Below are 25,913 nucleotides of genomic sequence, written 5' to 3'. Positions count from 1 at the left end.
CAGCGGAGCCCGGAATCCAGAGCCGCATCGTCGAACGGGTGGACGCGTCCGTCACCCCGGGCACGGCGGGCGGTTCTGGATTCCGGGCTCGCCTCCGGCGCCCCGGAAGGACGGATCGCGCGTTGTGGTGGTGCTGCCGGTCGGCGGCCCCGCCCTCAGACAGGAGCCGTCATGGGCCAGCCCTTCGAGCCGCCGTCCGGCGACGGGATCGAGAGCGTCGAGCTGAAATCCGCGCTGGAGGAGCGCTACCTCGCCTATGCGCTCTCCACGATCATGCACCGGGCGCTGCCGGATGCCCGCGACGGGCTGAAGCCCGTGCACCGGCGCATCCTGTACGGGATGCGGCTGCTCCGCCTCGACCCGAACACCGCGCACAAGAAATGCGCCAAGATCGTCGGCGACGTGATGGGCGACTTCCACCCGCACGGCGACCAGGCGATCTACGACGCGCTGGTGCGCCTCTCCCAGGACTTCGCGCAGCGCTATCCGCTGGTCGACGGCCAGGGCAATTTCGGCAACATCGACGGCGATGGCCCGGCCGCCTACCGCTACACCGAGGCCCGCCTCACCGAGGTCGCCCGGCTGCTGCTCGACGGGATCGACGAGGACACGGTCGATTTCCGCCCCTCCTACAACGGCGAGAAGGAGGAGCCGGTGGTGCTGCCGGCCGCCTTCCCGAACCTGCTCGCCAACGGGAGCCAGGGCATCGCGGTCGGCATGGCGACCTCGATCCCGCCGCATAACGCGGCCGAGCTCTGCGACGCCGCGCTCTACCTGATCAGCCATCCGGGGGCGACCTCGGCCCAGCTCAACAGCTTCGTGCAGGGGCCGGATTTCCCCACCGGCGGCATCCTGGTCGATTCGCCCGAATCGATCGCCGAGGCCTACCGGACCGGCCGGGGCGCCTTCCGGGTCCGGGCCCGCTGGCACAAGGAGGATCTCGGCCGCGGCACCTGGAACATCATCGTCACCGAGATCCCCTACGGGATCCCGAAGGGCCGGCTGATCGAGAAGATGGCCGAGCTTCTCCAGGAGAAGAAGCTGCCGCTGCTGGCCGACGTGCGCGACGAATCGGCCGAGGACGTGCGCGTCGTGCTGGAGCCGCGCTCGCGCACGGTCGATCCGGTGATCCTGATGGAATCGCTGTTCCGGCTCACGGAACTCGAAGCCCGCATCCCGCTCAACCTCAACGTCCTGGTCGGCGGCCTCGTGCCGAAGGTGATCGGGCTCACCGAGTGCCTGCGGGAATGGGTCGATCACCGCCGGGTGGTGCTGCAGCGCCGCTCCCGCTACCGCCTCGGGCAGATCGACCGCCGCCTGGAGATCCTGGGCGGCCTGCTCATCGTCTATCTCGACCTCGACGAGGTGATCCGCATCATCCGCGAGGAGGACGAGCCGAAGCCGGCCCTGATGGCGCGGTTCGAGCTGACCGAGGTCCAGGCCAACGCGATCCTCGACACCCGCCTGCGCAGCTTGCGCAAGCTGGAGGAGATGGAGCTGAAGCGGGAACTCGACGCGCTCACCGCCGAGAAGGCCGAGCTCGATGCGCTCCTGGCCTCAGAGCCGGCGCAGTGGAAGACCATCCAGGCGCAGATCCGCGCCGTGAAGAAGACGTTCGGGCCCGAGACCAAGCTCGGCAAGCGCCGGACGACGCTCGCGAGCCCGCCCGATGTCGGCGGCATCGACTTCACCGCGGCCCTGGTCGAGCGCGAGCCGATCACCGTGATCGTCTCGACCAAGGGCTGGATCCGGGCCTTGAAGGGCCACGTCTCCGACCTCTCGGGCGTCGCCTTCAAGGGCGATGACGGGCTGAAGATCGCCTTCCCGAGCGAGACCACCCAAAAGATCCTGCTGCTCGCCTCGAACGGCAAGGTCTTCACCATCGAGGCCTCCAAGCTGCCGGGCGGCCGCGGCTTCGGCGATCCGGTGCGCCTGATGGTCGACCTCGACGACGGCACCGAGGTGGTGGCGGCGCTGCCTTACAAGCCGGAGACCAAGCTGCTCATCGCCGGCTCGGACGGGCGCGGCTTCGTGGCGCCCTCCGACGCGCTGGTGGCCAACACCCGCAAGGGCAAAGGCGTGCTCGGCCTGGACGGGGACGCGACCGCCGTGGTGCTCGTCCCGGCCGACGGCGATCATGTGGCGGTGGTGAACACCGAGAAGCTGCTGCTGATCTTCCCGATCTCGGAGGTGGCCGAACTCTCCCGCGGCAAGGGCGTCCGGCTCCAGCGCTGCCGCAGCGGGGGCCTCACGGACGCGCACGTCTTCAAGCTGGCCGACGGCCTGCCCTGGCAGGACGGCTCGGCCGAGGGGCGGCTCGCCAACGCTGCGGTGCTGGAGAAGTGGCTCGGCCACCGCGGCGAGGTCGGCCTGATGATGGCGCGCAGCTTCCCGAAATTCGAGCGGTTCGGGCGCTGAGCGAAACGAGATCGTGACGGACGCCGAACCCGCTTTCTCGTCGCTGAGATCCTGCGCCGCAGCCTCGAAGGAGGGCTTGAGAGATCGCAAGGCCATCTGGGGGCCTCCTTCGAGGCCTCCGCTACGCTCCGGCACCTCAGGATGAGGGCGCGGGTGGGACAGACCCTGTCTCAGTGCGAACGCTGGCCGAGCCAGAGCGCGCCGAAGGCCAGCACACCGCCAGCAAAAGGCACCGCGAGCAGGAGAAGGAACTGGGCTGTCGTCATGGGCGAAGATCCCGAAGCGCGTGCCGCACACCCCAATGTATGGCGCCACTCATGATCCAGCAAACCGCCATCGCGATGAGCACGGGCGCGAAATGCGGGCGATCCGACAGGGCGGTCGATATGAACGGCGCGAAACCACCCACGGCGAAGATCGCGACGGCGAGACCATTGGCGTAGGTCCCTGTGAACTTGATGCGCTCGTTCGCGACAAGCTTGTCGCGCGCTTCCTCGTCCAGTTCCGGCATCAACCAAGCCCCCCGGCCGGCCCTAACGTTAACCCGGCCTGACCATGGGCAAAAGGAAGCCCACCGCTCGCCTCACCGCCCCGTCACGGCCGCTTCGTCCGCGGCCCAGAGGTGCTGGGCCGCGTAGGCCCGGAACGGCCGCCAGGCCTCGGCCCGGGCGAGGAGCGCGGCCGGGCTCGGGCGGCCGGTGCCGGTCGCGAGGGCGCGCAGCAGGCCGACATCGCCCACTGGCAGCGCATCCGGCAGCTGGAGCGCCCGCATGGCGATGTACTGGGCCGTCCAGGGACCGATCCCGCGAATCGCCGTGAAGCGCAGCACCGCCGCCTCCAGAGTCCCGGCGGGGGCGAACAGGTCCGGATCGGCGAGCGCCGCCGCCGCCAGTGCCCGGATTGCCGCGCCGCGGGAGCGAGGCATGTTTAGGGCCAGCGCCACATCGGCCTCGGCCAGCTGGGCCGACGTCGGGAAGACATGGGTCAGGCTGCCGACCGGCTCCGCCAGGGGCGTCCCGAAGGCCGCGACCAGCTTTCCGGCGAGCCGGATCGCGGCGGCAACAGAAACCTGCTGGCCCAAAATCGCCCGGCAGCCGGTCTCGAACGGGTCCCAGGCGCCCGGCAGGCGCAATCCGGGGCGAGCCGCCACCAAGTCCGACAGGGTCGGGTCCCGGGACAGGCAGGCCGCGATCGCCGCCGGGTCGGTATCGCAATCGAACAGGCGGCGCAGGCGCGCGGCGATCTCCGGTTCGGAGCTTGAGGCGAGGCCGTGGAGCGTCGCGTGCAGCGCATCATCGCCGAACGCGACAGCGACGATGCCGGGCCGGCCGCCGATGCAGATGGTGCGCGCATAAGACGGCTCGCCGGGCTCGGCCGATTCGACCCCCAGGATCGTCCGCTTCGCCAGGAAGGCGCGGATCGACGCCCAATCGTAGGGCGGCCGGACGGGGAGGCGGAGCGTGACGACCGATCCTGCGGCAGGCGCAAACGAGAGGGGCGGCCCTTCGGCCGCCCCAGGGGTCACATCGGGTTCGATGGGCCGGCTCAGCCGCGCTGGTCCACCGGCACGTAGTCGCGCTGGGTCGGGCCGACATAAAGCTGGCGCGGACGGCCGATCTTCTGCATCGGGTCCTCGATCATCTCGGCCCATTGCGCGATCCAGCCGACCGTGCGCGCCACCGCGAACAGCACGGTGAACATGTCGGTCGGGAAGCCCATCGCCTTGAGGGTGATGCCCGAGTAGAAATCGATGTTCGGGTAGAGCTTCTTCTCGATGAAGTATTCGTCCTTGAGGGCGATCTGCTCCAGCTCCATGGCCACGTGCAGCAGCGGATCCTCGGTCTTGCCGAGCTCCTTCAGCACCTGGTGCGTGGTGCTCTGCATGATCCGGGCGCGCGGGTCGTAGTTCTTGTAGACCCGGTGGCCGAAGCCCATCAGGCGGAACGGGTCGTTCTTGTCCTTGGCCTTGGCGACGTACTTGCCGACGTTCTCGGGCGTGCCGATCTCCATCAGCATCTTCAGCGCCGCCTCGTTGGCGCCGCCATGGGCCGGGCCCCACAGGCAGGCGATGCCGGCCGCGATGCAGGCGAACGGGTTCGCGCCCGAGGAGCCGGCGAGCCGGACGGTGGAGGTCGAGGCGTTCTGCTCGTGGTCGGCGTGCAGGATGAAGATCTTGTCCAGCGCCTTGGCGAAGACCGGGTTGACCTCGTACTCCTCGCACGGCACCGCGTAACACATCCGCAGGAAGTTCGAGGTGTAGTCGAGGTCGTTCTTCGGATACACGAAGGGTTGGCCGATGGAATACTTGTAGGCCATCGCGGCCAGCGTCGGCATCTTGGCGATCATGCGGATCGACGCGATCATCCGCTGGCTCTCGTCCGTGATATCGGTCGAGTCGTGGTAGAAGGCCGAGAGCGCGCCTACCGAGGCCACCATCACGGCCATCGGGTGGGCGTCGCGGCGGAAGCCCGTGAAGAACCGGTTCATCTGGTCGTGCACCATGGTGTGGCGCGTGACCCGGTAGTCGAAATCGGCCTTCTGGGCCGCGGTCGGCAGGGTGCCGAACAGCATCAGGTAGCAGGTCTCGAGGAAGTCGCCCTTCTCGGCGAGCTGCTCGATCGGGTAGCCGCGGTAGAGCAGCACGCCCTCGTCACCGTCGATGTAGGTGATCTTCGATTCGCAACTCGCCGTCGAGGTGAAGCCCGGGTCGAAGGTGAAGGCGCCGGTCTTGGCGTAGAGCTTGCCGATATCGATGACGTCCGGGCCGATCGTGCCGGATTTGACCGGCAGTTCGATCTCCTTGCCGTCCACGGTGATGGTGCTGGATGCGCTCATGGAACGTGGACCCTTCTCTGGCGACGTGGCGGATGCCGGCCTCGGGTTGCCCGAGGCGACCCCGGGGCCGGAGCACGCCGCGTTATGTTGCGGGTGCTCACGCGCCATGGGTTACCCAAACGGCAGTGCAGCAGCAACGGGGTGGGTGACAACCCGACCCCTTCGCCAAGCGAAATCCAACCCGGCGCCCGCAGTTCCCGGTCGCCCGATCAGCGCGACCGGATCGTCCCGGATGTCACATCCCGGGCGAACCGGCCGGGTTTCGCGATGCGCATCGACGTGGCCCGAAAGACGCTCGCCTTCGGGACGATGCGTCAGGCCACCTGATCCCCGAGGCGGGCCAGGGTCTCGGCCCCGCCGAGCACGGCCATCACGTCGAACAGGGGCGGGGAGGTGGTCCGCCCGGTGAGCGCGGCCCGCAGCGGCTGGGCCACCTGCCCGAGCTTGCATCCGGCGGTCTCCGCATATTGGCGCACGGCGCCCTCGGTGGCGGCCGCGCTCCAGTCGGGCAGGGCTTCGAGGGCCGGCAGCACGCCGGCGAGGCGCGCCCGGCCCTCGTCGGAGAGGAGCGCCCGGGCCTTGTCGTCGAGCGCCAGGGGGCGCTGGGCGGTGAGGTAATAGGCGCTGTCGAGGAGCTCGATCAGCGTCTTGGCCCGCTCCTTCAGGCCCGGCATGGCCTGGGTCAGCTTGTCCTTTAGGTCGGGCTGGAGCGTCGCCGGAAGGCCGCGCTCGGGGCCGACATTGGGCAGGATCGTCTCGATCGCGGCGACCAGATCGGCATCGGCGCTGCCGCGGATGTAGAGCCCGTTGAGGTTGGCGAGCTTGGCGAAGTCGAACCGCGCCGCCGAGCGCCCCACCGCGCGCAGGTCGAAGGCCGCGATCATCTCCTCGGTGGAGAACACCTCCTGGTCGCCGTGGCTCCAGCCCAGCCGCACCAGGTAGTTGCGCAGGGCCGCCGGCAGGTAGCCGAGGTCGCGATAGGCCTCGACGCCCAGCGCGCCGTGGCGCTTGGACAGCTTGGCGCCGTCGGCACCGTGGATCAGCGGGATATGGGCCATCTTGGGGATGTCCCAGCCGAGCGCGGAGAAGATCTGGCTCTGGCGCGCGGCGTTGGTGAGGTGGTCGTCGCCGCGGATGATCTGGGTGACGCCCATGTCGTGGTCGTCGACCACGACGGCGAGCATATAGGTCGGCGTGCCGTCCGAGCGCAGCAGCACGAGGTCGTCGAGATCGCGGTTGGCCCAGGTCACCCGGCCCTGCACGGCGTCCTCGACCACCGTCTCGCCCTCGGTGGGCGCGCGCAGCCGGATCACCGGCTTGACCCCGGCGGGCGCCTCGGACGGGTCCCGGTCACGCCAGCGCCCGTCGTAGCGCGGGGCGCGGCCCTCGGCGCGGGCGGTCTCGCGCATCTGCGTGAGCTCCTCCGCGGAGGCGTAGCAGTGATAGGCGCGGCCGGCGGCCAGCAGCTCCTCGGCGACGGCGCGGTGGCGCTCGGCCCGGGCGAACTGGAAGACCACGTCCCCGTCCCAGTCGAGGCCGAGCCAGGACAGGCCGTCGAGGATCGCGTCGATCGCGCCCTTGGTCGAGCGTTCCCGGTCGGTATCCTCGATGCGCAGCAGCATCTTGCCGCCGGTGTGCCGGGCATAGAGCCAGTTGAACAGCGCCGTGCGGGCTCCTCCGATATGGAGGTAGCCGGTGGGCGAGGGGGCGAAGCGCGTGACGACGGCTGAGGACATCGGGCCGATATGTTCGGGGGCGGAGGGCGACGGGGCGGGGCAGGGCATTCGGGCGGCGCCCGGCGCACGAAGTGGCGCCCGTAGCACGAAGTACGCGCTGTAGCACGGGCCGAGGGGTGCGTTAAGAATCCCATGCCGGAGCTGAGTCGCCCGGCGCGAGGCGAGGGCGGATGCGGCGGATCGGCGCGAGGCTGGCGGGCGGCGCGGTGGCGCTCGCCGGGCCGCGCCCCGCATGGGCGCCGGCGCTGCGCGACTGGTTTGCCGGCGGCCTCGCCCGGGAGGTCGAGCAGCGCCGCCTATTCCCCTGGCTGGCGGTGGCATTCGGCACCGGGATCCTGGTGTTCTTCGCGGGCGCCGACGGGACGCCCTTTCTGGCCGCGCCGCTCGTCGGGGCGGCGCTGGCGCTCGCGCCGGTGCCGTTCCTGGGCGCGCGGCCGGGGAGTCTGGCTCTCGCGCTGGCGCTGGCTGCCGGCTTCCTCGGCTTCGCCGCGGCGACCTGGCGGGTCGGGCAGGTGGCGGCCCCGATCCTGTCCCGGACCACCATCGGGCCGCTCACCGGAATGATCGAGGCGCTGGACGAGCGCGAGGTCGGTGCCCGGCTCGTGATCCGGGTGGAGAGCTTCGCCGGGCTCGATCCGGCGGTGAGGCCGCTCCGGGTCCGGGTCTCGTTCCGGACGGCGCCGCCCCTGCGGCCCGGGGATTTCATCGCCGCCACGGCACGATTGCTACCGCCGCCCGAGGCGGCACGACCCGGCGGCTACGACTTCGCCCGGGATGCCTATTTCCAGGGGATCGGCGCGGTGGGCTCGCTGATCGGCGCGATCACGGTTCAGGCGCCGCCCGCACCGCCGCCGCTGCGCCTGCGGCTCGCGGCCCTGCTGGACGAGGCCCGCAACGCGCTGACGCGCCGGATCGCGCAGGCCGAGGGCGGCCAGGCGGGAGCGGTGGCGGCCGCGCTGGTGACGGGCAAGCGCGGGCTGATCGGGCCGGCCGCCAACGACGCGCTCCGGGCCGCGGGCATCTATCACGTCGTCTCCATCTCGGGCCTCCACATGGTGCTGGCCGCCGGCGTGGTGTTCTGGCTGGTGCGGGCGGCCCTGGCTCTCATCCCGTTCTGCGCCCTGGTCTGGCCGATCAAGAAGATCGCCGCCGGGTTCGCGATGCTGGGCGTCACCGCCTATTGCGCCTTCTCGGGCTGGGACATCGCCGCCGAGCGCTCGCTGATCATGACCCTGATCATGCTGGGCGCGATCCTGGTCGATCGACCGGCTTTGTCGATGCGCAACATGGCGCTCGCCGCTTTGATCGCCCTGGCACGGGAGCCCGAGGGCCTTCTCGGGCCGAGCTTCCAGATGTCGTTCGGGGCGGTGGCCGGGCTGATCGCCTGCGCGCGGCTGATCGAGGGCGGCCTGTTCCGGCGGCCGGGGGCAGGGCGGATCGAGCGGCTCGTCGGCTCCGGCCTCGCGGCCGTGACCGGCACCCTGGCGACGACGCTCGTGGCGCAGATCGCCACCGCGCCATTCGCCACCTACCATTTCCAGACGATCCAGCCGTTCGGGCTGATCGGCAACGCCCTGACCCTGCCGCTCGTCTCGCTGGTGGTGATGCCCGCGGCGGTTATCGGGATCCTGGCCTATCCCTTCGCCCTCGACCGGCCGGTCTGGTGGCTGATGGGGCAGGCGGTGGGCGGCATGCTGGCGATCTCGGAATGGATCGCCGGCTTCGATCGGGCCACCCTGGTGCTGCCGGCTTTCGGCACCGGCGCGCTGGTGCTGCTGGCGGCGGGGCTGCTCCTGGCCACGCTCCCGGTCTCGCGGCTGCGCTGGCTCGCCCTGCCGCCCGCCCTACTGGGGCTCGGACTCGCCGCGATGCCGGACCGCTTCGATCTCTATATCGATCGGCAGGGCGGCGGCGCGGCCGTACGCGGGACCGATGGACGCCTGGCGGCGCTGGGCAGCCCGTCGGCCTTCGTGCTGGAGCAGTGGCTCAAGGCGGATGGCGACGGCCGGTCGGCCAAGGCGGTCATCGGCGGTGTCGCGCAGAGCGGACGCTGCGACCGTCTCGGCTGCACCGCGCGCCTGCCGGATGGCCGCGCCATCGCCCTGGTCCGCGACCGGCGCGCCTTCGCGGAGGATTGCGCCCGGGCGGCGGTGCTGATCACCCGGCTCGCCGCGCCGCCGACCTGCCACGCGCCGCTGGTGATCGACCGCCGGGCGCTCGCCGCCCACGGCGCCGTCGCCCTTCGGGCCGACCGCGCGGGATTCACGGTTCGCTATGCCCACGACGAGGGCCGCTCCGTTCCCTGGCGACCGTCCCCCAATGCCGGGCCGTCACCAGTGCAGCGGACCGAAATGCCCGCTCCCGGCGCCCCGATCCCGTCCGAGCCCGACGCCGCCGGTCCCGAAGCCGGGCCCGGCGACGCGCCGACCGAGCCGCTTCAGTAGCGGCGGACGAGGCTGACGAGCCGGCCCTGGATCTGGACCCGGTCGGGTCCGAGCACGCGGGTCTCGTAGGCCGGGTTGGCGGCCTCCAGGGCGATCGAGGAGCCGCGGCGACGCAGACGCTTCAGCGTGGCCTCCTCGTCGTCGATCAGCGCCACGATGATGTCGCCGGTATTGGCCGTGTCCTGCTTGCGGATCACCACGAGGTCGCCGTCGAGGATGCCGGCATCGACCATCGAATCGCCGCGCACTTCGAGGGCGTAATGCTCGCCGCCGGCCAGGAAGTCCGGCGACATGGTGATGGCGTGGCTCTGGTTCTGGATCGCCGAGACCGGCGTACCGGCCGCGATCCGGCCCATCACCGGAATCGAGATGGCGCGCCCGCCATCATCGATCATCCGGGTGGTCGCGGGCTGGGGCGGCAGCTTGGACTTGCCACCTTCGACCACGCTCGGGGTGAAGCGGCGGGGCTCGGCCGGCGGCGCGGCGGCCTGCGACAGGCTCTCGGGGATGCGGATCACCTCGATGGCCCGCGCCCGATTCGGCAGGCGCCGCAGGAAGCCGCGCTCCTCCAGGGCCGTGATCAGCCGGTGGATGCCCGACTTGGACTTCAAATCGAGGGCGTCCTTCATCTCGTCGAACGAGGGCGGGACGCCGCATTCCTGCATGCGGCTCTGGATGAAACGCAGGAGGTCCAATTGCTTGCGCGTGAGCATCGACGGGGGACTCGCGGCTTGGCGGACCGCATCGACGCGGCCTCGGAAACAAATCACGAACACGTTAAACGTTCCGCAAGTGTTCCGCAAGCCTGATCCGGCCAAGCTTGATGGGCCGAGGCGCCCTGTCGCGCAAGCCTGCGCACTCTGCCCCTCGGCCTCACGGTGACCTGAATCGCATCGGATGGTCCGGACGCTATGAAGGTTCGTGCCGGACGGCGAGGTCCCGACCTCGACCCGGATAGAATTGGACTCGACCGTCTGGAACGGTCGCGTGCCCCATCAAGACATGGGTCGAATGGACGTCTCAACATCCGATATTGTCGAACCGGGCAGCCGCGTGAAGCGCCTGCGGTCCGCGACGGCGGCGGCCCATGATCAGCTCGACCGGCGGGTCATGGCGGGACAGCCCTTCGCGAGCCTCGAACGGTACGCGCTGTTCCTGCAGGTCCAATACCGATTCCATACACGGGTCGATCCGCTCTATCGCGACGGCGCGCTGGGCTTCTTCCTGCCCGATCTCGACGGGAGGCGCCGTCTCACCCTGATCGCGCAGGATCTGCGCGACGTGACCGGCCGGATCCCCGACGCAGCCGCGGAGGACGGGGACGCGATCGATCCCGTGGCCGGGCTCGGCTGGCTCTACGTCGCGGAGGGCTCGAATCTCGGCGCCGCCATCCTGATCAAGGAAGCCCGGAAGCTCGGCCTCTCGGAAGGCCACGGCGCCCGCCACCTCGCCGGGCATCCGGACGGACGCGGGCTGCACTGGCGGCAATTCACCACCGCGCTCGACCGGATCGCGCTCGCGGGCGACGGCGAGGCCCGCGCCGCCGCCGGCGCCACGGAGGCGTTCCGGTACGTGCACCGGCTCGTCGGGGATGCGTTCGGGGGCTGAGCGCCGGTCGGGGCGACAAACGCATTGACTGGTCAAGCGGGGCCGTTTCAATGCGCCACGGGGCTGGAACTGGGCTTGGGATGACGAGGATGCGACGGCGCGCGGCTCTGCTGCCCATCGGCTGGGTGAGTGTCGGCCTGGCCTTGGCCGGCTGCACCACCGGATTCTCGTACATCTCGCGGAACTACGTCGCGCTCACCCCGCAGGTGGTCACGATCGGCTGCAAGGAGCCCTACGAGGTCTACGACAACCGGCAGCTGCGCCGGATGCTGATCGTCTCGAACGCGCTGCGCGAATATGCCGGCTGCAATCTCAGCGAGGTGCGGATCGATCCCGATCCGGCGGCAAGCCGGGTGAAGCGGTTCCGCACCGCCGCCCGCGCCTATCTGGACGAGACCGTGCGGGAAGATTGCCGGATCACCGGCGAGACGGTGTTCGACCCGCAGAAGAGCGAGTTCGCCTATGCCTGCGACGGACCGATCGAGAAGCGGGGCACGGTGGTGCCGCGCCTGCCCGGCCGCAATCCGGGCCTGAACCAGCAGTAATTCTTTTGAGGCCCGAGGACCGGTCAGGTTCCGGGCTTCGGAAACGTGCGCTCGGCGGCATCGCCGGCCGCCGCCAGCAGGGCGCGGGCGAAGGCGCGGGCTTCCGACCGGTCCAGCACGATGGCCGCCGTGACCGGGCTGCCGCCGAGGTCGGCGAGGGCGAGTTCCAGCCGCACCCCGTCCGGGACGGCACTCGCCTGGAGGCTCCAGCCGCCGCGATCCGTGCTCTTGGTCATCACAACCCCTTCCTGCCTGGCAGACCCGAAAAAACGCCGCAGGCTCCCGCCGGAACGGCCCGCGCCCGCCGCTGTTCCGATCCGGTGCCGCACGCCGCTTCCCTGCCTCGCCTGTCCACCCTGCTCAAGACCGCCGGCCCCGGTCTCGTCGTGATGCTGGCCGATACGGATGTCGGCAGCCTCATCACGGCGGCGCAGAGCGGTGCCCGCTGGGGCTACTCCCTGTTGCTGCTGCAGATCCTGCTCGTGCCGATCCTGTACATCGTCCAGGAGCTCACGGTCCGCCTCGGGACCGCAACCGGCCGCGGCCATGGGGAGCTGATCCGCGCGCATTACGGGCCGATCTGGGCCTGGATCTCGTATGCCGGCCTCGTGGTCGCCGGGATCGGGGCGATCGTCACCGAGTTCTCCGGCATGGCCGGCATCGGCGACGTGTTCGGGGTGCCGCGCCTCGTCAGCCTCGGATTGCCCGCCGCCCTGCTTCTCGGGCTGGTGTTCACCGGGAGCTACCGGCGCGTCGAGGTCGTGGCGATCGCGGTCGGGCTGTTCGAGCTCGTGTTCATCGGGCTCGCCATCGCGGCCCGGCCGAATCCGGGCGACATCGTCGCCTCCTTTGCCCACATGCCTCTCGGCGACAGCTCCTACCGGGTGCTGATCGCCGCCAATATCGGCGCGGTGATCATGCCGTGGATGATCTTCTACCAGCAATCGGCGATCGTCGACAAAGGCCTCGGCTGGGACCATGCCCGGACTGCGCGGCTCGATACCTTCGTGGGTGCCGTGATCTCGCAATGCGTGATGGGTGCGATCCTGATCGCGGCCGCCGCCACGATCGGCCAGGCCGGGCAGGGCACCAAGAACGGCCTCGAGACGGTCGGAGACCTCGCGGGCGCCTTCACGCCGGCGCTGGGCCCCTGGCTCGGGCAGGTGGTGTTCGGGGTCGGCATCGTCGCCGCGGCCTTCGTGGCCCTCAACGTCGTCGCGCTGGCGCTCGCCTGGGGCTTCGGCGACGTCACCGGCCGCCCGCATTCCCTCGAACAATCGCCCCGCGAGGCGCCGGCCTTCTACGGCACCTTCGCCCTGGTCGTCGTGGCGGGGGCGGTCACCGTGCAGCTCGTGACGAATCTCGTCGCGCTCAACATCGCCGTCGAGGTGATGAACGCGCTGCTGCTGCCGCTGGCGCTGGGCCTGCTGATCCTGCTCGCCACCCGGGCCCTGCCGGAGGACAGACGGGTGCGGGGCGCCTACAAATGGGTGGTCTACGGCGTGTCCGGCCTGACCGTGGCGTTCGCCATGATCGGCGTGCTCGACGGGGTCGGCCTGCTCTGAACCGATTGACGCCGCCGCCTCGATGATGTCTCCCCGGGCGGGCTGACAGAGTGGAGTCGCGACACATGCAAGAGATCTGGTTCCGCACGGGCGAGGCCACCGTGCTGGCGGCCGAGGGCCAGTACACCGACGCGATGCCCGAGGTGCTGATCGGCTCGGTGCGCGGGCCGGTGGGCCAGGCCTTCGCGTCGATGATGGGGCAGGTCCAGGGCCATACCCGGATGTTCGTGGTGCGCGACCTCAACCAGCTGGTGCGCCCGGCCACGATGATGACCACCAAGGCGACGATCCACACGGCCGAATATGTCGAGCTGCTCGGCGGCGTCGTCCAGGCGGCCACCGGCGACGCGATCGTGGATTGCATCATCGAGGGCGTGCTGCCGAAGGACGGGCTCGACGAGCTGTGCATGATCATCATGATCTGGCTCGACCCGCGCTGCGCCGAGGACGACAACCTCGACCGCAAGGACCTCTACCGCACCAACTACGAGGCGACGAAGCTCGCCATCGCCCGCGCCCTCAAGGGCGAGCCGACCGTGGACGAGCTGATCGCCAACCGGAAGACGGTGAAGCACTACGCCCTCGAGGACGTGATCGAGTATTGATCAGCGTCGCGCCCGCGCCAGCGTGGTGCGGGCGTAGACATCGCCCAGCCGGCACTCGAGCCCGGCTGAGGCGATGACGAGCCGGTCGTCGGGATCCGTCATCCGACGACGGACCCAGCCGGACCCGGTCCGCTCCGACAGGGTGACGTCGAAGGCTCGTTGCTCGACGAGGAGCAAAGCCTCGCACATCGGCAGGGCTTCGTAGCCGGCGAGCTTCACGTCGATCTTTCGACGATTGAGGCTCGATAACCGGCGCCTGTCGCTCGGTGAGATGATTTCAACGGCGAGGTAGAGTGTGCCGACGACGTTCTGGCCCGGCTCGAACTCCGCCAAGTCGATGATGGCGATGTCGGGGACGTAGGTATGTCCTCGGATCGTAGGGCTGAGATCGATCGCAGGATTCGGGACGGCAATCCGACCGGGCGCCGTGCGCTCGAGGGCGTCGTTCAGCAGGCGGTCCAGATTGCTGCTGATGATCTGGTGGTCGATGCTGGGCTGAGCCTGCATGACGAAGCAGCCCTCGATCAGCTCCCACTTTTCCTCGTCGGGGCGGGAGGCCACGAAATCCTGGAACGTGACGTGCGGCTCGGCCGGCCGCGGCCGTGTGGCGAACGCTGTCATGGCGAGTCCGTATAGGATGGCGCAGCCAGGATCGGACCGGCCGGCGCACCGGTCAAGCCGGCGTCACCGCGGCGGGATCCGCCCCACCGAGCAGAGGGTGCGCATCGCGCTGCTGCCGGGGTCGGTGTAGCAGGAGGCCGACCAGCCGTTCTGCTGGATGAACGACTTGCGCCGCTCCGAGAGGGCGGTCCGGTACGCGTCGGCGATGATCGGCTCGACCCGCGCGGCCGGCTCGCCCACCAGGATCTCGGAGGCCGCCGCCAGGTCGCGGAAGAAGGCCGCCGAGGGGCTCGGTTCGGCGGAGGTCGCCTGCACGATCGGCTCGGCCCGGCAGGTCACGTCGAACTTGATCGGGCCGGCGAGCCGGATGTCGATGCTGGGCCCGGCCCGCTTCCCGACCTTGCCGCCGATCGCCCCGGCGATCTGGTGAGCGAGGTCGTCGCAGGGCTCCGCCCGGGCGGCGGCCGGCAGGCCGGCCAGGGCCGCGAGGACGAGGGCGAGGAGCGGGCGCGGAACGGCGACGTTTGGCATGGCCGGCACTCTACGCGCGGCGCCCGGCCTGTCGAGGGCCGGGTTCAGGCCCGCATCTGGGCGAAGCTCTTGAGCAGGGCCGGGGCGACCCGCATCCCCACCGGCACCAGCTCGGCCGGGGGCGGGCAGCGGACGCAATCCTCGAGATAAGCGAGGGAATCTTCCAGCACCGAGCCGGTGAAGGGCTTGGCGATCACCGCCGTGGCGCCCTCCAAATCGTCCGAGAGCGCCCGGGCGTTGGCGGTCATGAAGGCCGCCGTGATGCCGCCGATATCGCGCACGGCATGGGCCACCTCGACGCCCGAGGAATCGTCGCCGAGCCGCAGATCGATCAGCACCAGTTCCGGGCGGGTCTCGTGGATGAGGGCGATCGCCTCCCCGGCCGTCATGGCAGTGCCCACGACGCGATAGCCGGCCGCCTCCAGCATCATCTCGATCTGCATCAGGATCAGGGCCTCGTCCTCGACGACGAGGATCCGCATCGGCTCGCTCATGTGGCCTCCAGACCGGTAGCCATCTCGCGGGGCAGGCGGACGTTGACGATCGTGCCCGGGTCGTTCGCCTGCCAGGCGATGCTGGCACTGAGCTGGCGGCACAGGGTGCCGATCAGCCGCTTGCCGAATGAGCGCTGCTCCATGACCTGCACGGGCATGCCGACGCCGTCGTCGGCGATCTTGATGCTGAAATAGCGGTCGTCCGGCGCCACCGTCACGGACAGCCGGCCGGCGCGGTCGCCCGGGAAGGCGTGCTTGAGCGCGTTGGTGATCAGCTCGTTCATCATCAGCGCCACCGGCGGCGCCTTGGCGACCGGGATCTCCACGGTCTCGAGGTCCAGATGCAGGCGGATGCGGTCGAGGCCCGAGCCGCGCACGAGGTCGGTGGCGAGGTCGCGGGCGAACTCGGCGACGTCGAAGCGCTCGACGTTGTTGGACTGGTAGAGCCGGCGGTGGACCGTGCCGAGGGCCTCCACGCGGGTCAGCATCGCCTCCATGGCGCTGCGCGCCGCCGGATCGGTGATCGCCTTGGTCTGCATAGCGAGCAGGGCCGCGATCATCTGGAGGTTGTTCTTGACCCGGTGATCGACCTCGTGGACCAGCATGGTCTGCGTCGCCAGGGCGTCGGTCAGGTCGCGGGTCCGGCGGGCGACCTCGGCCTCGAAATGGTCCTTCTCCTGCTGGACCCGGAGATGGGCGTCCACGCGGTCGGTGACGTCGAGCTGCGAGGCGAAGAAGAACAGCACCTCGCCGGCCTCGTTGGCGACCGGGCTGAGATACAGGGCGTTCCAGAACGACGACCCGTCCTTGCGGTAGTTCAGCAGGTCGATGGCGATGTCCCGCTGCGCCGTGACGGCCTCGCGGATCAGCGCCACGGCGCCGCGATCGGTGTTCTCACCCTGGAGGAGGCGGCAATTGCGGCCGAGCACGTCCTCGCGCTCGTAGCCCGTCATCCGCAGGAACGCGTCGTTGGCGAAGACGATCGGGTTGTCGGGCAGGCGCGGATTGGTGACGATCATGGCCATCCGCGTGGCGCGGACTGCGGCGGCGAACGGATCGCCCTTACCGTGCTCGGCGTCGAGCCGGTCCGTCAGATGCCATGCGTCGGGCTGTTCCATCGAACCTGCTCTTCCATGCCCGGCGTTCGTCACCTCCGGCAATCGGCTGAGGCCTGCGCGCTCGCAGGCCGGGACCTAAACGGCCGATTCGCACGAAGGGTTCAGGGACGGTACCGTTTGACGCGAAAAACCCATCGACAGGATGCCGCACCCGGATCGGCGTCATCGTCCCCACCCGCCTCGAGGCGCCGGGTCATCGCCTAAAGAGACCCGGCACGTGGGACGCCGCTCGAGCCTTTTTCCGCACCCGCCGGGCAAAGTGTCGCCCGGCCTCACGCCGGCCTCCGAGACACGCCCCGCATCGGTTCGCGCCCCGGGCGATGGCGGCTGGGAGTCATGGACGCGGGCACCGCCCCACCCCCGAGCCCGCCGGTCCGCCACCGAACGGCTGCGCCGAAATCCGTCCGCGGGCGGCGCGACTGCTGGTGCGAGGCCGCTCATCCGCCGCGATCCCAAGTTGCAGTGTTCACGAGGCAAGGACACGTTGGCGGCACCGATCTGACGGAGATATGCGATGGAACGCAGGCATTCGTGGTCCTGGGCGGCAGCGTGCGCGCTCGCCCTGCTGCCAGCCGCCGCCGGAAGCGCCGATGACGACGGCTCCCCGATCTTCGGCGTGAAGCTCCCTGTCGGGTACCGCGATTGGCGGCTGATCAGCATGGCTCACGAGGCCGGCAGCCTCAATGACATCCGTGCCGTACTCGGCAACGACATCGCCGTGCAGGCCTTCCGGGACGGGACGCGTCCGTTCCCGGATGGCGCCGTGATCGCGCGGCTGGCCTACGCGTATGTGCCGTCCGAGGAGAACAACGCGATCTTCGGCCAGGCTCAATCCTTCGTCCCGGGCGCACCCACGAACGTGCAACTCAGCGCCAAGGACGCGACGCGGTACGCCGACACCGGCGGCTGGGGCTACGGACAGTTCGAGGGCGGCAAGGCCAACCGCAGCGCAGCGCTGATGGGGACCTGCGCGCCCTGCCACGCCCGGGCCCCGGCGGGCGACGATTTCGTCTTCACGCACTACACGCCCTGAGGGTGCGGGGCCGCGTTGAAGCCGGCTGAGCGGCTCGCGAGACCCGGCGGTGTCGATGCCGGAGCCGCGTCCGCCTCGGACCGTCACCCCGGACGGGCGGAATGCGCTCAGAACAGACCATCGGCTTCCGGGTAACGGGCCCAGTGAAGCTCTCCCCCGGAGCCGACCTCGAACGGGACCGACAGAGGCGTGCCGGTGGGAGGCCTCAGTGCTCTTCAGCATGCGCGAGATGGATCAAAGCCGAAAGCCTGCGCGCGACGAGCGGGTGATGGTCGGAGCGCCGCCCAGGTACTTCCCGATCATCGCGCGTCTGATCGCTTTCACAAGGAATATAATGCACGTTATAATTTGGATTGCCGAATTGCCAGTTGAACAAGATCATCGGTATAGCAGTAACCATTCATAAATGCGTCAATTTGTACCTTGATATTGCCTGGCCAAAAACCAATTATACAGGGACCAACAATTCGTGGTTGCCCCGGCTGAAGAAGGTTAATCTTCGCAGTCCGCCTGCTTATTGATTGCATATATGGGTCAATATCTATGCTGGCGGCTGATTTGTTTGCTCTTACGGGCGGTGTGATAGGAAAGTACATGCGCGTGAGCGCCGTGATATTCGTGTCGATCGTAATTCTTTTCTCACAACTTCTTTTTTCAGCGTTCTACAACGAATTCCTGTGGTACAGACTTGTGGTTGTATTTGCTCAGCTTTCAAGCCTGCAAGGAGGATACCTGATCAGTTCGGCAATATTTTCAGGAGACGTCAGCAGAAAATAGAATCAGTACATGATGAGTCGACCTTCCATCCAGCTGGCAAGGGCTACCAATACGACAGCCAGAACCAGAGCGATCATACCGACGCGAATCTTATTCGTTTTGCTCATATTACAAACGATCGATGGACGTGCTGCGGCGGATATTTATACCGCGTAAGGCGAATTGATGGCTTCGCAGAATGCCCCGAGAGCACCACGCGCGCCTCGATTTGCCGACCCGGCGGACGGCGCAACGGCGGGTCGTGCAACACGATGCAGATACGGCCAACGGGGCTCGCTGAGGGCTGACCTGATCGCCTGTACGGAAGGAAAAGCGTTTCCTGCCGAGCGTGATCGGATGCCGCATCTTGAGTTTGGATAGGCTTCTGAAGGCTCGTCCAACCCCGACCCCGCGCGACGATACCCTTGAGCATGCGCGTGACCCTGGCCTTGGCATCACGCGGCGACGGAAAGCAGACCGCGCCCTCAGGCCGCACAGGCCGGCGCTCGCGTTGTCCCGCGCCATAGTCCCTGGAATAGACCGTCCGACGCTCACCAGGCTAAGATTTATCCACTTATGCGTCGCTCTCATAGGTTAATTATTTAATAAAATCTCTATTCATGAAATATTGAGCGCGCCCCTTGCGGCGCGCACATCTTGGTATCGATCCCGAAATAGACGCGACCACAGAGGCCCGGGGGCCTTTCGTCCCCAGATCTCAGATCGGCACGCCCCGTAGCTGCGCGGTCTGTACAGGCCGACGAAACGGCTCGCGATCCAGCCCTTCGCGACCGGCTTCGATCGGATCGCGTGGCCGCTTGCGCGCTTCTGGAGCGTCGCGCTCTCGGGTCGAGAGCGGTCGGCGAAGCGTCGGTATTCGACAGCCCGCGCGCAGTGCCGGTGGGGCGTCCCGCACGGGCGCTCAATGAAAATCCCGGCTCGGATACATCCGCCGGTCCGGGGGCGCACCGAAATCCGTGGTCTCGGGCGGCAGCCGCATCCCGGCCGCGCGCAGGTCGCGCAGGGAATCCGTGAGGTCGCGGAACCCCTCGGCGACCAGATGGACCACCCCCTCGGCCCGCTGCACCCGGCCGCGCACGGCGAGGAAGCGGGCCTGCATGGCGGCCCGGCGGTTGGCCTCGAACACCGTCTTCCAGATGATCACGTTGGCGATGCCGGTCTCGTCCTCCAGGGTCAGGAACACCACGCCCTTGGCGGTGCCCGGCCTCTGGCGGATCAGCACGAGGCCCGCCACCGTGACCCGGGCGCCCTGGGGCAGGGCCGGATCGCAATGGGCCCGGGCCGGGATCGCGCCGATCCGGGCGAGGCGGCCCCGGAAGAACGCGACCGGGTGCCCCTGGAGCGACAGGCCGGTGGCGGCGTAATCCTCGGCCACCGCCTCGGGCAGGGGCAATGTCGGCAGGTTCACCTGCGGCTCGTGCCGGAACAGGCCGTCATCGGCGTGCCAGGCGAAGAGCGGCAGCGGCGCATCGAGCAGATGGCCGCGGCGCTCGGCTCCATCCGCCTTGGCCGCCTTGCGGGACGCGGTGCCCTCCAGCGTCCGCACCATCCACAGGGCGGCGCGCCGGTCGAGGCCGAGCGACCGGAACGCGTCCGCCTCGGCCAGGCGCTCCAGGGCGTTGCGCGGCAAGGCGAGGGCCGCCTGCAGCCCCTCGATGCTGGCATAGCCGTTGGCGCGCAGCCGGACGAGCCGGTGCATCGCCGCCTCGGGCAGGCCGCGCACCTGCCGCAGGCCGAGGCGCACCGCGTGCAGCTTCGGATCCGCGGCCGGCTCCAGGGTGCAGTCCCAGGCGCTGGCGTTGACGCAGACGCCTCGCACCTCGACCCCGTGGGCGCGGGCGTCGCGCACGAGCTGGGCCGGCTGGTAGAAGCCCATCGGCTGGGCGTTGAGGATCGCGGCCAGGAAGACGTCCGGGTGCCGGCACTTCATCCAGGCGGAGGCGTAGACCAAGAGCGCGAAGCTCGCCGCGTGGCTCTCCGGGAAGCCGTAGGTGGAGAAGCCCTTGATCTGCGCGAAGCAGCGCTCGGCGAAATCCGCCGGGTAGCCGCGGCGGGTCATGCCGCCCACGAATTTTTGCTCGAAACCGCCGATCGAGCCGACATGCCGGAAGGTCGCCATCGCCCGGCGCAGCCCGTCGGCCTCGGCCGGGGTGAAGCCCGCCGCCGTGATGGCGATCTGCATCGCGTGCTCCTGGAACAGCGGCACGCCATAGGTCTTGTGCAGCACCGTGTGCAGCTCGTCCGCCGGCCCGTGATCCGGATGCGGTGCCGGATAGACCACCGGGTCGATCCCGGAGCGCCGCCGCAGGTAGGGATGGACCATGTCGCCCTGGATCGGGCCGGGGCGCACGATCGCCACCTGCACGACGAGGTCGTAGAACTCCTTCGGCTTGAGGCGCGGCAGCATCGACATCTGCGCCCGGCTCTCGACCTGGAACACGCCCACCGAATCGGCCTTCGCCAGCATCGCGTAGGTGTCGGGATCCTCCCGGGGCAGGTCGGCGAGCGTCTCGTAGAACAGGCCGTGGTCCCGCTCCAGAAAATCGAGGCCGCGCTTGAGGCAGGTCAGCATGCCGAGCGCCAGCACGTCGACCTTCATCAGGCCGATCGCGTCGATGTCGTCCTTGTCCCACTCGATGAAGGTGCGGTCCGCCATGGCGCCGTTGCCCACCGGCACGGTCTCGTCGAGGCGCCCCCGGGTCAGGATGAAGCCGCCGACATGCTGCGACAGGTGGCGGGGGAAGCCGATCAGCTGGTGCGCGAGGTCGAGGGCCTGCCGGAGCATCGGGTTGTCGGGATCGAGGCCGGCCTCGCGCACGTGCTTGTCCGGCACGTCCTTGCCCCAGGAGCCCCAGACCGTGTCGGCGATCGCCGCGGTCACGTCCTCGGTGAGCCCCAGCACCTTGCCGACCTCGCGGATCGCCATGCGCGGGCGGTAATGGATCACCGTGGCGCAGAGGGCGGCCCGGTCCCGGCCGTAGCGGTCGTAGAGGTGCTGGATCACCTCCTCGCGGCGCTCGTGCTCGAAATCGACGTCGATATCGGGGGGCTCGCCCCGGTTCTCGGAGATGAACCGGGCAAACAGCAGCCGGTGCTTGGACGGGTCCACGGCGGTGATGCCGAGGCAGAAGCACACCGCCGAATTGGCCGCCGAGCCGCGGCCCTGGCACAGGATCCCCTTGCTCCGGGCGAACTCGACCACGTCGAACAGGGTCAGGAAGTAGCGGGCATATTTCATCTGCGCGATGAGCCGCAGCTCCTCGTGGAGCGTCGCCTCGACCGCGACCGGGATGTCGCCGGCATAGCGCCAGCGCGCCCGCTCCCAGGTCTTCTCCTCCAGATATTCCTGCGGCGTGCGCCCCGGGGGCACCGGCTCGTCGGGATATTCGTAATGCAGCTGCCCGAGGGAAAAGCTGCAGGCCTGCGCGATCTCGAGGGTGCGGGCCAGCGCCTCCGGATGGTCAGCGAACAGCCGGGCCATCTCGGCAGGGGGCTTCAGGTGGCGCTCGGCATTGGACTCCAGGCGGTAGCCGGCCTCCGCGATCCGGCAGCGCTCGCGGATGCACGTCACCACGTCCTGGAGCGGGCGCCGTTCGGGATGGTGGTAGAGCGCGTCCGAGACCGCGACCATGGGCGCTCCGTAGGTCTCGCCCAGTTCGGCCAGGAGGCCGAGGCGGCGGCGCTCGTCGCCGCGGCGCGCGTGGCTCGCGCCGAGCCAGGTCCGGCCCGGGGCGGCGGCGGCCAGGGCCTCGAGCCGGCCCAGGAACCCGTCCGGGGGGCGCAGGCGCCGGCCCGGCGGCATGGCGATGAACATCTGCCCCTCGGCGGCCTCCAGCATCTCGGCGAAGGTGAAGCGGCATTCGCCCTTGCGGCTGCGCCGGTTGCCCAGGGTGAGCAGCAGGCAGAGGCGGCCCCAGGCCTGCCGGTCCACGGGATAGGTCACGGCCTCGAACCCGTCCTCGGTGACGAGGCGCACGCCCGGCAGGACGTGGATCTTCAACCCCTCCGCCTCCAGCGCCCGCGCCGCCGCATGCGCCCGCACCACCCCGGCCACGGTGTTGCGGTCGGCGATCCCGAGGGCCTTGAGCCCGTAGGCCGCCCCCTGCACGACATATTCCTGCGGATGCGAGGCGCCGCGCAAAAACGAAAAATTCGTGGTGAGGGCGAGCTCGGCGTAGGCGGGGCCGCTCACGCGAACACCCCGTGGACGAACCACGCGGCCGGGCGGCCGGGGGCGTGCGGCCCGTCGCGGTAGAGCCAGAGCCGGCGGCCGGCCTCGCACTCGACCCGGTAATAGTCCCGGGCCGCGCCCGGCGCGTGCCACCACTCGGCCGCGATCCGCTCCGGCCCCTCGGCATGGACGATCGCGTGGATCCGGGCGCGCCAGCGGAAGCGCCGGGGCGGCCCCTCGGGCACGGTGGACAGGACGTCGAGGGCGGCCTCGCCCCGGGGGAACAGCACCAGGGGCCGGGGCGGCAGGTGGTCCGGCCAGGGTGTCGGATCTGATATCCAGGGGAGGGGCTGGGCGGCCCGCTCGGGGATGTGGCTCGCCCGCGCCCCGAGGCGCAGGAGCGGCCGGCCGAGGCGCTGCGTCAGGGCGTCCGCGAGGGCGTCGATCCCGTCGCCCTGGGGCGCCGCCCCGAGCTCGGTCTGGCGGGCCGACAGGGCGCCGGTCACCGTCACGGTGAGCGTCACCGTCTCGAAGCCGAAGCCGGCATCGAGGCCCGCGCCGAGGCGGTCGAGGCGCAGGGACACCAGGGCGGCGACGCGCTCGGGGCAGCGCTCGGGCCGGGACAGGCCGAGATCGAGGACGCGCATCACCCCGTCGACCCGGTGCAGCACGAGGCGCAGGCCGCAGGCGCCGATTCCGTCCCGCTCCAGCCGGGGTGCGATCTCCGCCATCAGCAGCCGGGCGGTGACGACGATGTCCGATTGCCGGCCGATCGGGTCGAGGAAGCCCCGGGCGGCCCGGTACGCGGCCTCCTCGGTGAGCGGCGCCAGGGGCTCCGGCCGGCGGCCCATCGCCTGGTCGAGGCGCAGCAGCAGGGCCTCGCCGAAGCGGCGGGCCAGCGGCCCCCGGGCCAGGGCATCGACTTCGCCGACCCGGCGCAGGCCGAGCCGCCGCAGGCCCGAGACCGTGCCGGGATCGAGGCGCAGGGCCTCCACGGGCAGCGCCCGCAGGGCCGGTTCGGCCCCGCCCGGAGGCACGATCACCCGGTCGGAAGCGCCATAGCAGGCCAGCGCGAAGGCGCCGCCGGGGGTGTCGGCGAGCGCGATCCGGGCGGGAATCTTCGACCGCGCCAGGCGCCCGGCCAGATCGTCCACGAGGGGCTCTTCGCCGCCGCGCAGGTGGCTCGCCCCGGCGACGTCGATATAGAACCCGTCCGCCGCCTCGGCGGCCCCGAACGGCGCCACGACGGGGGCGTAGCCCTCCGCCCAGCGGCAGAGGCGCAGCAGCGCCGCCCGGTCGGATTCGGAATCGGCGGGATGGACCTGGAGCGGCACGCCGATCCGCGCCCGGACCCGGCCCAGGGGCTCGCCCGGCCGCAGGCCCAGGGCGCGGGCCTCCGGATCGAGGGCGAGGAGCCGCAGGCCGCCGGGGCCCTCGGCCGCCACCGCGAGCGGGCCACGGTCAGGCGCGAGACCGGCCCGCCGCAGCCGCGTCACGGGCCAGTGGCTCAGGCAGACGCAGACGATGCGCGGCATGGTCCCACTCCAGAAGCCAGTCGCCGCCCCGCCCGTTGCGGCAGCGCTCGAGCCGCGCCCGCCAGCGCGGGTTGTCCAGAGTCCCGAACCGGTCCCGGGTGGCCGGGGCCGAGGCGATGCTCCAGCGGGTGGCGGCGCCGTTGGGCAGGCCGGCCTGCGGCGGCCGCAGGATCAGCACCAGCGGCGGCGCAGCCCCCTCCGAGCCCCCCTCGGCGGCGAGCTGCAGGCGCCGGCCCGGCTTCAGCGGCAGGCCGTCCGCCAGGAGGCCGATCAGCACCGGCAGGGCGCGGGCGTGGAGCGCCGCCTCGAGCGCGCGAAACACCTCCGCGTCGCCCCCGGCCTCCAACAGCAGAAGCCGGCCCGGATCGAGGCCGAGCCCGGCCAGGCCATGGCCGTGGGGCAGGGGCTGGTTCGGCGCGGCGGCGATCAGCGCCGCGCCTTGCGTGCGGGCGAGCTGGGCGGCACAGAGCGCCAGGGTGAAGCCCAGGGCCGCGATCGCGTCCGCCGGCTCCATCGGGGCGATCTCGTGCGGCGGCCCGAGGGCCAGGCCGCCGCCGGGCAGATGCGCGTCGATCGCCGTCAGGCCGAGCGGCAGGACCGGCCGCGGCGCCGCCGGGCCGCCCGGACCCGCGAGGCGCGCCCGCAGGGCCGCCAGCCGCTCCCGGGGGCTGCCGGGTGCGGAGGCCCGCCCGGTCTGGTTCGCAGGGTCCAGCCCCATCTCCGTGTGCTCCGGTCATGCCGGACGATAGGAACATAACAGGAACATGTTCAAACCGTTTCCGCACGGCACCTGAATCGGACGCCGGGCCAGCGGCTTGGCCTGTGGATGGATGTGGACGCGTGTGGAATCGCCTCGGGCCGCCCGCGACCAAAGCCACGGTTGACCGAGTCCGCGAGCCGAGACCACAAGTCGTGTGCCGCGCCAGACGCGGCCGACACGGTCCGAGCATGCGCCCAGCCCTCGCCTTGACGATCCTGCTCGCCCTCTCCGGAGCGGCCCTGGCCCAGCAGCCGCCGGATCCCGGCCCCGCCCCATCCGCCGAGGCGCCCCCGCGCCAGGCCAGACCACGGCCCCGGCACGCGCAGGCCCCGAGCCAGCCGATCATGGTCTACGACGCCCGGATCGAGGCCGGCGACCTGCGGATCTCGGGCTCGGTGCGCAAGCCCGGGGCGATCGTGGTGCTGGACGACGACATCTCGATCCAGGCCGACCGGCGCGGGCGCTTCACCTTCCGGGTCCCCTACCGGCCGCCGACCTGCGTGGTGACCCTGAAGGCCGAGCCGGACGAGCGCGAGGCGGTCGTGGCCAACTGCGCCGCCGAGGGCCCGCCGGGCCCGCCCGGCCCGCAAGGCGCCGCGGGTCCGCCCGGGGAGGCGGGTCCCAAGGGCGATGCGGGTCCCAAGGGCGACCAGGGACCGAAGGGCGACCAGGGCCCCAAGGGTGAGACGGGCGCTCCGGGCCTGCCGGGCGCCAAGGGCGATCAGGGTCCCAAGGGGGATCAGGGTCCCAAAGGCGATCAGGGTCAGAAGGGCGAAGCCGGGAGCAAGGGCGAACCGGGGCCCAAGGGCGAGCCTGGTGCAGTCGGTGGGGCGGGGCCGAAGGGCGAAGCCGGCGCGTCCGCCCTCCGGGCCGTGCGCAAGTCCGACTGCGCGGGCGGCTGCACCGTCACCTGCCCGGCCGAGGAGATCCTGGTCACGGCCCACTGCCTCAAGGCCGGCACCCCGGTCTATGACGGGGAGGGGGCCACCTGCCCGTCGGAAGCCTCGGGGATCGTCGGGTTCTGCACCCGGCCGTGAGGGCAACGGGGGCCACAATCTCTGTCGCGGGATGCTGGGCTCTCTCCCCCCACAAGCTAAGATGTTCAGACATCGGCTTG

At 70.4% G+C, this 25,913-nt stretch carries 22 protein-coding genes; 9 read left to right on the top strand and 13 right to left on the bottom strand.

Annotated elements, in window-relative coordinates; translation table 11 throughout:
* Positions 1-171 precede the first annotated feature (171 nt).
* Positions 172-2,418 carry a DNA topoisomerase IV subunit A gene (gene parC / locus WYO_RS07130; RefSeq protein WP_007560693.1) on the top strand — a complete coding sequence of 749 codons (2,247 nt, stop codon included), beginning with the start codon at positions 172-174 and terminating at the stop codon, positions 2,416-2,418.
* A gap of 262 nt (positions 2,419-2,680) precedes the next feature.
* Here parC and WYO_RS07125 read toward each other — a convergent pair whose 3' ends face one another.
* The 3 genes from WYO_RS07125 to gltA form a co-directional block, all read right to left on the bottom strand.
* Positions 2,681-2,929: a hypothetical protein gene (locus WYO_RS07125; protein ID WP_007560688.1), complete on the bottom strand. Its 249-nt coding sequence runs from the start codon at positions 2,927-2,929 to the stop codon at positions 2,681-2,683.
* Between the two features lie 72 nt (positions 2,930-3,001).
* Positions 3,002-3,943, bottom strand: a complete 942-nt coding sequence (locus WYO_RS07120) for an AlkA N-terminal domain-containing protein (protein ID WP_007560686.1) — start codon at positions 3,941-3,943, stop codon at positions 3,002-3,004.
* Between the two features lie 20 nt (positions 3,944-3,963).
* Entirely contained in the window at positions 3,964-5,253 is a 1,290-nt protein-coding gene (gene gltA, locus WYO_RS07115) for a citrate synthase (protein WP_007560684.1), read from the bottom strand.
* Positions 5,254-5,337: 84 nt separating this feature from the next.
* On the opposite strand from gltA, the gene WYO_RS30755 reads away from it, so the two are divergent.
* Complete coding sequence (locus WYO_RS30755) at positions 5,338-5,580, top strand: hypothetical protein (protein WP_007560682.1); 243 nt, start codon at positions 5,338-5,340, stop codon at positions 5,578-5,580.
* On the opposite strand, the gene gltX is transcribed toward WYO_RS30755, so the two are convergent.
* Positions 5,568-6,989, bottom strand: coding sequence for a glutamate--tRNA ligase (gltX, locus tag WYO_RS07110; RefSeq protein ID WP_007560680.1), 1,422 nt, complete (start codon positions 6,987-6,989; stop codon positions 5,568-5,570). The two genes, WYO_RS30755 and gltX, sit on opposite strands and share 13 nt — an antisense overlap.
* Positions 6,990-7,159: 170 nt before the next feature.
* Here gltX and WYO_RS07105 point away from each other — a divergent pair, with 170 nt between their 5' ends.
* Positions 7,160-9,433 carry a ComEC/Rec2 family competence protein gene (locus WYO_RS07105; protein ID WP_007560678.1) on the top strand — a complete coding sequence of 758 codons (2,274 nt, stop codon included), beginning with the start codon at positions 7,160-7,162 and terminating at the stop codon, positions 9,431-9,433.
* Here the strand turns inward: WYO_RS07105 and lexA are convergent.
* Positions 9,427-10,146, bottom strand: coding sequence for a transcriptional repressor LexA (gene lexA, locus WYO_RS07100; protein ID WP_007560676.1), 720 nt, complete (start codon positions 10,144-10,146; stop codon positions 9,427-9,429). The two genes, WYO_RS07105 and lexA, sit on opposite strands and share 7 nt — an antisense overlap.
* A gap of 340 nt (positions 10,147-10,486) precedes the next feature.
* Here lexA and WYO_RS07095 point away from each other — a divergent pair, with 340 nt between their 5' ends.
* Positions 10,487-11,041: a biliverdin-producing heme oxygenase gene (locus tag WYO_RS07095; protein WP_348270289.1), complete on the top strand. Its 555-nt coding sequence runs from the start codon at positions 10,487-10,489 to the stop codon at positions 11,039-11,041.
* Between the two features lie 89 nt (positions 11,042-11,130).
* The gene (locus WYO_RS07090; protein WP_007560673.1) at positions 11,131-11,586 is read left to right on the top strand and encodes a hypothetical protein; all 456 of its coding nucleotides are present in this window, start codon (positions 11,131-11,133) and stop codon (positions 11,584-11,586) included.
* 23 nt (positions 11,587-11,609) lie between these two features.
* On the opposite strand, the gene WYO_RS07085 is transcribed toward WYO_RS07090, so the two are convergent.
* Entirely contained in the window at positions 11,610-11,822 is a 213-nt protein-coding gene (locus WYO_RS07085) for a hypothetical protein (protein WP_007560671.1), read from the bottom strand.
* Between the two features lie 84 nt (positions 11,823-11,906).
* Here WYO_RS07085 and WYO_RS07080 point away from each other — a divergent pair, with 84 nt between their 5' ends.
* The gene (locus WYO_RS07080; RefSeq protein WP_007560669.1) at positions 11,907-13,151 is read left to right on the top strand and encodes a divalent metal cation transporter; all 1,245 of its coding nucleotides are present in this window, start codon (positions 11,907-11,909) and stop codon (positions 13,149-13,151) included.
* 65 nt (positions 13,152-13,216) lie between these two features.
* The gene (gene fae / locus WYO_RS07075) at positions 13,217-13,756 is read left to right on the top strand and encodes a formaldehyde-activating enzyme (RefSeq protein WP_007560667.1); all 540 of its coding nucleotides are present in this window, start codon (positions 13,217-13,219) and stop codon (positions 13,754-13,756) included.
* Here the strand turns inward: fae and WYO_RS07070 are convergent, their stop codons facing one another.
* From WYO_RS07070 to WYO_RS07055, 4 genes are all read right to left on the bottom strand, one after another.
* Positions 13,757-14,317: a Uma2 family endonuclease gene (locus WYO_RS07070; protein ID WP_244424100.1), complete on the bottom strand. Its 561-nt coding sequence runs from the start codon at positions 14,315-14,317 to the stop codon at positions 13,757-13,759.
* A gap of 123 nt (positions 14,318-14,440) precedes the next feature.
* Positions 14,441-14,908, bottom strand: coding sequence for a hypothetical protein (locus WYO_RS07065; RefSeq protein ID WP_007560663.1), 468 nt, complete (start codon positions 14,906-14,908; stop codon positions 14,441-14,443).
* A gap of 44 nt (positions 14,909-14,952) precedes the next feature.
* The gene (locus WYO_RS07060) at positions 14,953-15,402 is read right to left on the bottom strand and encodes a response regulator (protein WP_007560661.1); all 450 of its coding nucleotides are present in this window, start codon (positions 15,400-15,402) and stop codon (positions 14,953-14,955) included.
* Positions 15,399-16,520 (bottom strand): histidine kinase dimerization/phosphoacceptor domain -containing protein, encoded by a 1,122-nt coding sequence (locus tag WYO_RS07055; RefSeq protein WP_007560659.1) that lies wholly within the window; start codon positions 16,518-16,520, stop codon positions 15,399-15,401. Before WYO_RS07055 ends, WYO_RS07060 begins: the two co-directional genes overlap by 4 nt.
* Positions 16,521-17,034: 514 nt before the next feature.
* On the opposite strand from WYO_RS07055, the gene WYO_RS07050 reads away from it, so the two are divergent.
* Positions 17,035-17,553 carry a cytochrome P460 family protein gene (locus WYO_RS07050; protein WP_007560658.1) on the top strand — a complete coding sequence of 173 codons (519 nt, stop codon included), beginning with the start codon at positions 17,035-17,037 and terminating at the stop codon, positions 17,551-17,553.
* A gap of 1,678 nt (positions 17,554-19,231) precedes the next feature.
* On the opposite strand, the gene WYO_RS07045 is transcribed toward WYO_RS07050, so the two are convergent.
* From WYO_RS07045 to WYO_RS07035, 3 genes are read right to left on the bottom strand one after another with little or no spacing between them, the layout of a single operon-like run.
* Positions 19,232-22,522: an error-prone DNA polymerase gene (locus WYO_RS07045; RefSeq protein WP_007560656.1), complete on the bottom strand. Its 3,291-nt coding sequence runs from the start codon at positions 22,520-22,522 to the stop codon at positions 19,232-19,234.
* Positions 22,519-24,036 carry a DNA polymerase Y family protein gene (locus WYO_RS07040; RefSeq protein WP_039902468.1) on the bottom strand — a complete coding sequence of 506 codons (1,518 nt, stop codon included), beginning with the start codon at positions 24,034-24,036 and terminating at the stop codon, positions 22,519-22,521. The genes WYO_RS07045 and WYO_RS07040 overlap by 4 nt, the downstream gene beginning before the upstream one ends.
* Positions 23,963-24,754: a hypothetical protein gene (locus WYO_RS07035; RefSeq protein WP_007560652.1), complete on the bottom strand. Its 792-nt coding sequence runs from the start codon at positions 24,752-24,754 to the stop codon at positions 23,963-23,965. The genes WYO_RS07040 and WYO_RS07035 overlap by 74 nt, the downstream gene beginning before the upstream one ends.
* A 230-nt stretch (positions 24,755-24,984) precedes the next feature.
* Here WYO_RS07035 and WYO_RS07030 point away from each other — a divergent pair, with 230 nt between their 5' ends.
* Positions 24,985-25,833 (top strand): collagen-like protein, encoded by an 849-nt coding sequence (locus tag WYO_RS07030; RefSeq protein WP_007560650.1) that lies wholly within the window; start codon positions 24,985-24,987, stop codon positions 25,831-25,833.
* The last annotated feature ends 80 nt before the right edge of the window (positions 25,834-25,913 follow it).

It is taken from the genome of Methylobacterium sp. GXF4 (genome assembly GCF_000272495.1).
Lineage (GTDB): Bacteria > Pseudomonadota > Alphaproteobacteria > Rhizobiales > Beijerinckiaceae > Methylobacterium > Methylobacterium brachiatum.
Note: the sequence above shows the minus strand (reverse complement) of the source record. Positions and strands in the feature narration are given on the sequence as shown.

Coding starts and splice junctions, on each gene's coding strand:
- gltX (WP_007560680.1), bottom strand. CDS start 6,989: ATGTCCTCAGCCGTCGTCACGCGCTTCGCCCCCTCGCCCACCGGCTAC.
- WYO_RS07035 (WP_007560652.1), bottom strand. CDS start 24,754: ATGGGGCTGGACCCTGCGAACCAGACCGGGCGGGCCTCCGCACCCGGC.
- WYO_RS07125 (WP_007560688.1), bottom strand. CDS start 2,929: ATGCCGGAACTGGACGAGGAAGCGCGCGACAAGCTTGTCGCGAACGAG.
- WYO_RS07065 (WP_007560663.1), bottom strand. CDS start 14,908: ATGCCAAACGTCGCCGTTCCGCGCCCGCTCCTCGCCCTCGTCCTCGCG.
- WYO_RS07050 (WP_007560658.1), top strand. CDS start 17,035: ATGGAACGCAGGCATTCGTGGTCCTGGGCGGCAGCGTGCGCGCTCGCC.
- WYO_RS07085 (WP_007560671.1), bottom strand. CDS start 11,822: ATGACCAAGAGCACGGATCGCGGCGGCTGGAGCCTCCAGGCGAGTGCC.
- WYO_RS07060 (WP_007560661.1), bottom strand. CDS start 15,402: ATGAGCGAGCCGATGCGGATCCTCGTCGTCGAGGACGAGGCCCTGATC.
- fae (WP_007560667.1), top strand. CDS start 13,217: ATGCAAGAGATCTGGTTCCGCACGGGCGAGGCCACCGTGCTGGCGGCC.
- WYO_RS07090 (WP_007560673.1), top strand. CDS start 11,131: ATGCGACGGCGCGCGGCTCTGCTGCCCATCGGCTGGGTGAGTGTCGGC.
- WYO_RS07055 (WP_007560659.1), bottom strand. CDS start 16,520: ATGGAACAGCCCGACGCATGGCATCTGACGGACCGGCTCGACGCCGAG.
- WYO_RS30755 (WP_007560682.1), top strand. CDS start 5,338: ATGTTGCGGGTGCTCACGCGCCATGGGTTACCCAAACGGCAGTGCAGC.
- WYO_RS07105 (WP_007560678.1), top strand. CDS start 7,160: ATGCGGCGGATCGGCGCGAGGCTGGCGGGCGGCGCGGTGGCGCTCGCC.
- WYO_RS07030 (WP_007560650.1), top strand. CDS start 24,985: ATGCGCCCAGCCCTCGCCTTGACGATCCTGCTCGCCCTCTCCGGAGCG.
- gltA (WP_007560684.1), bottom strand. CDS start 5,253: ATGAGCGCATCCAGCACCATCACCGTGGACGGCAAGGAGATCGAACTG.
- lexA (WP_007560676.1), bottom strand. CDS start 10,146: ATGCTCACGCGCAAGCAATTGGACCTCCTGCGTTTCATCCAGAGCCGC.
- WYO_RS07040 (WP_039902468.1), bottom strand. CDS start 24,036: ATGCCGCGCATCGTCTGCGTCTGCCTGAGCCACTGGCCCGTGACGCGG.
- parC (WP_007560693.1), top strand. CDS start 172: ATGGGCCAGCCCTTCGAGCCGCCGTCCGGCGACGGGATCGAGAGCGTC.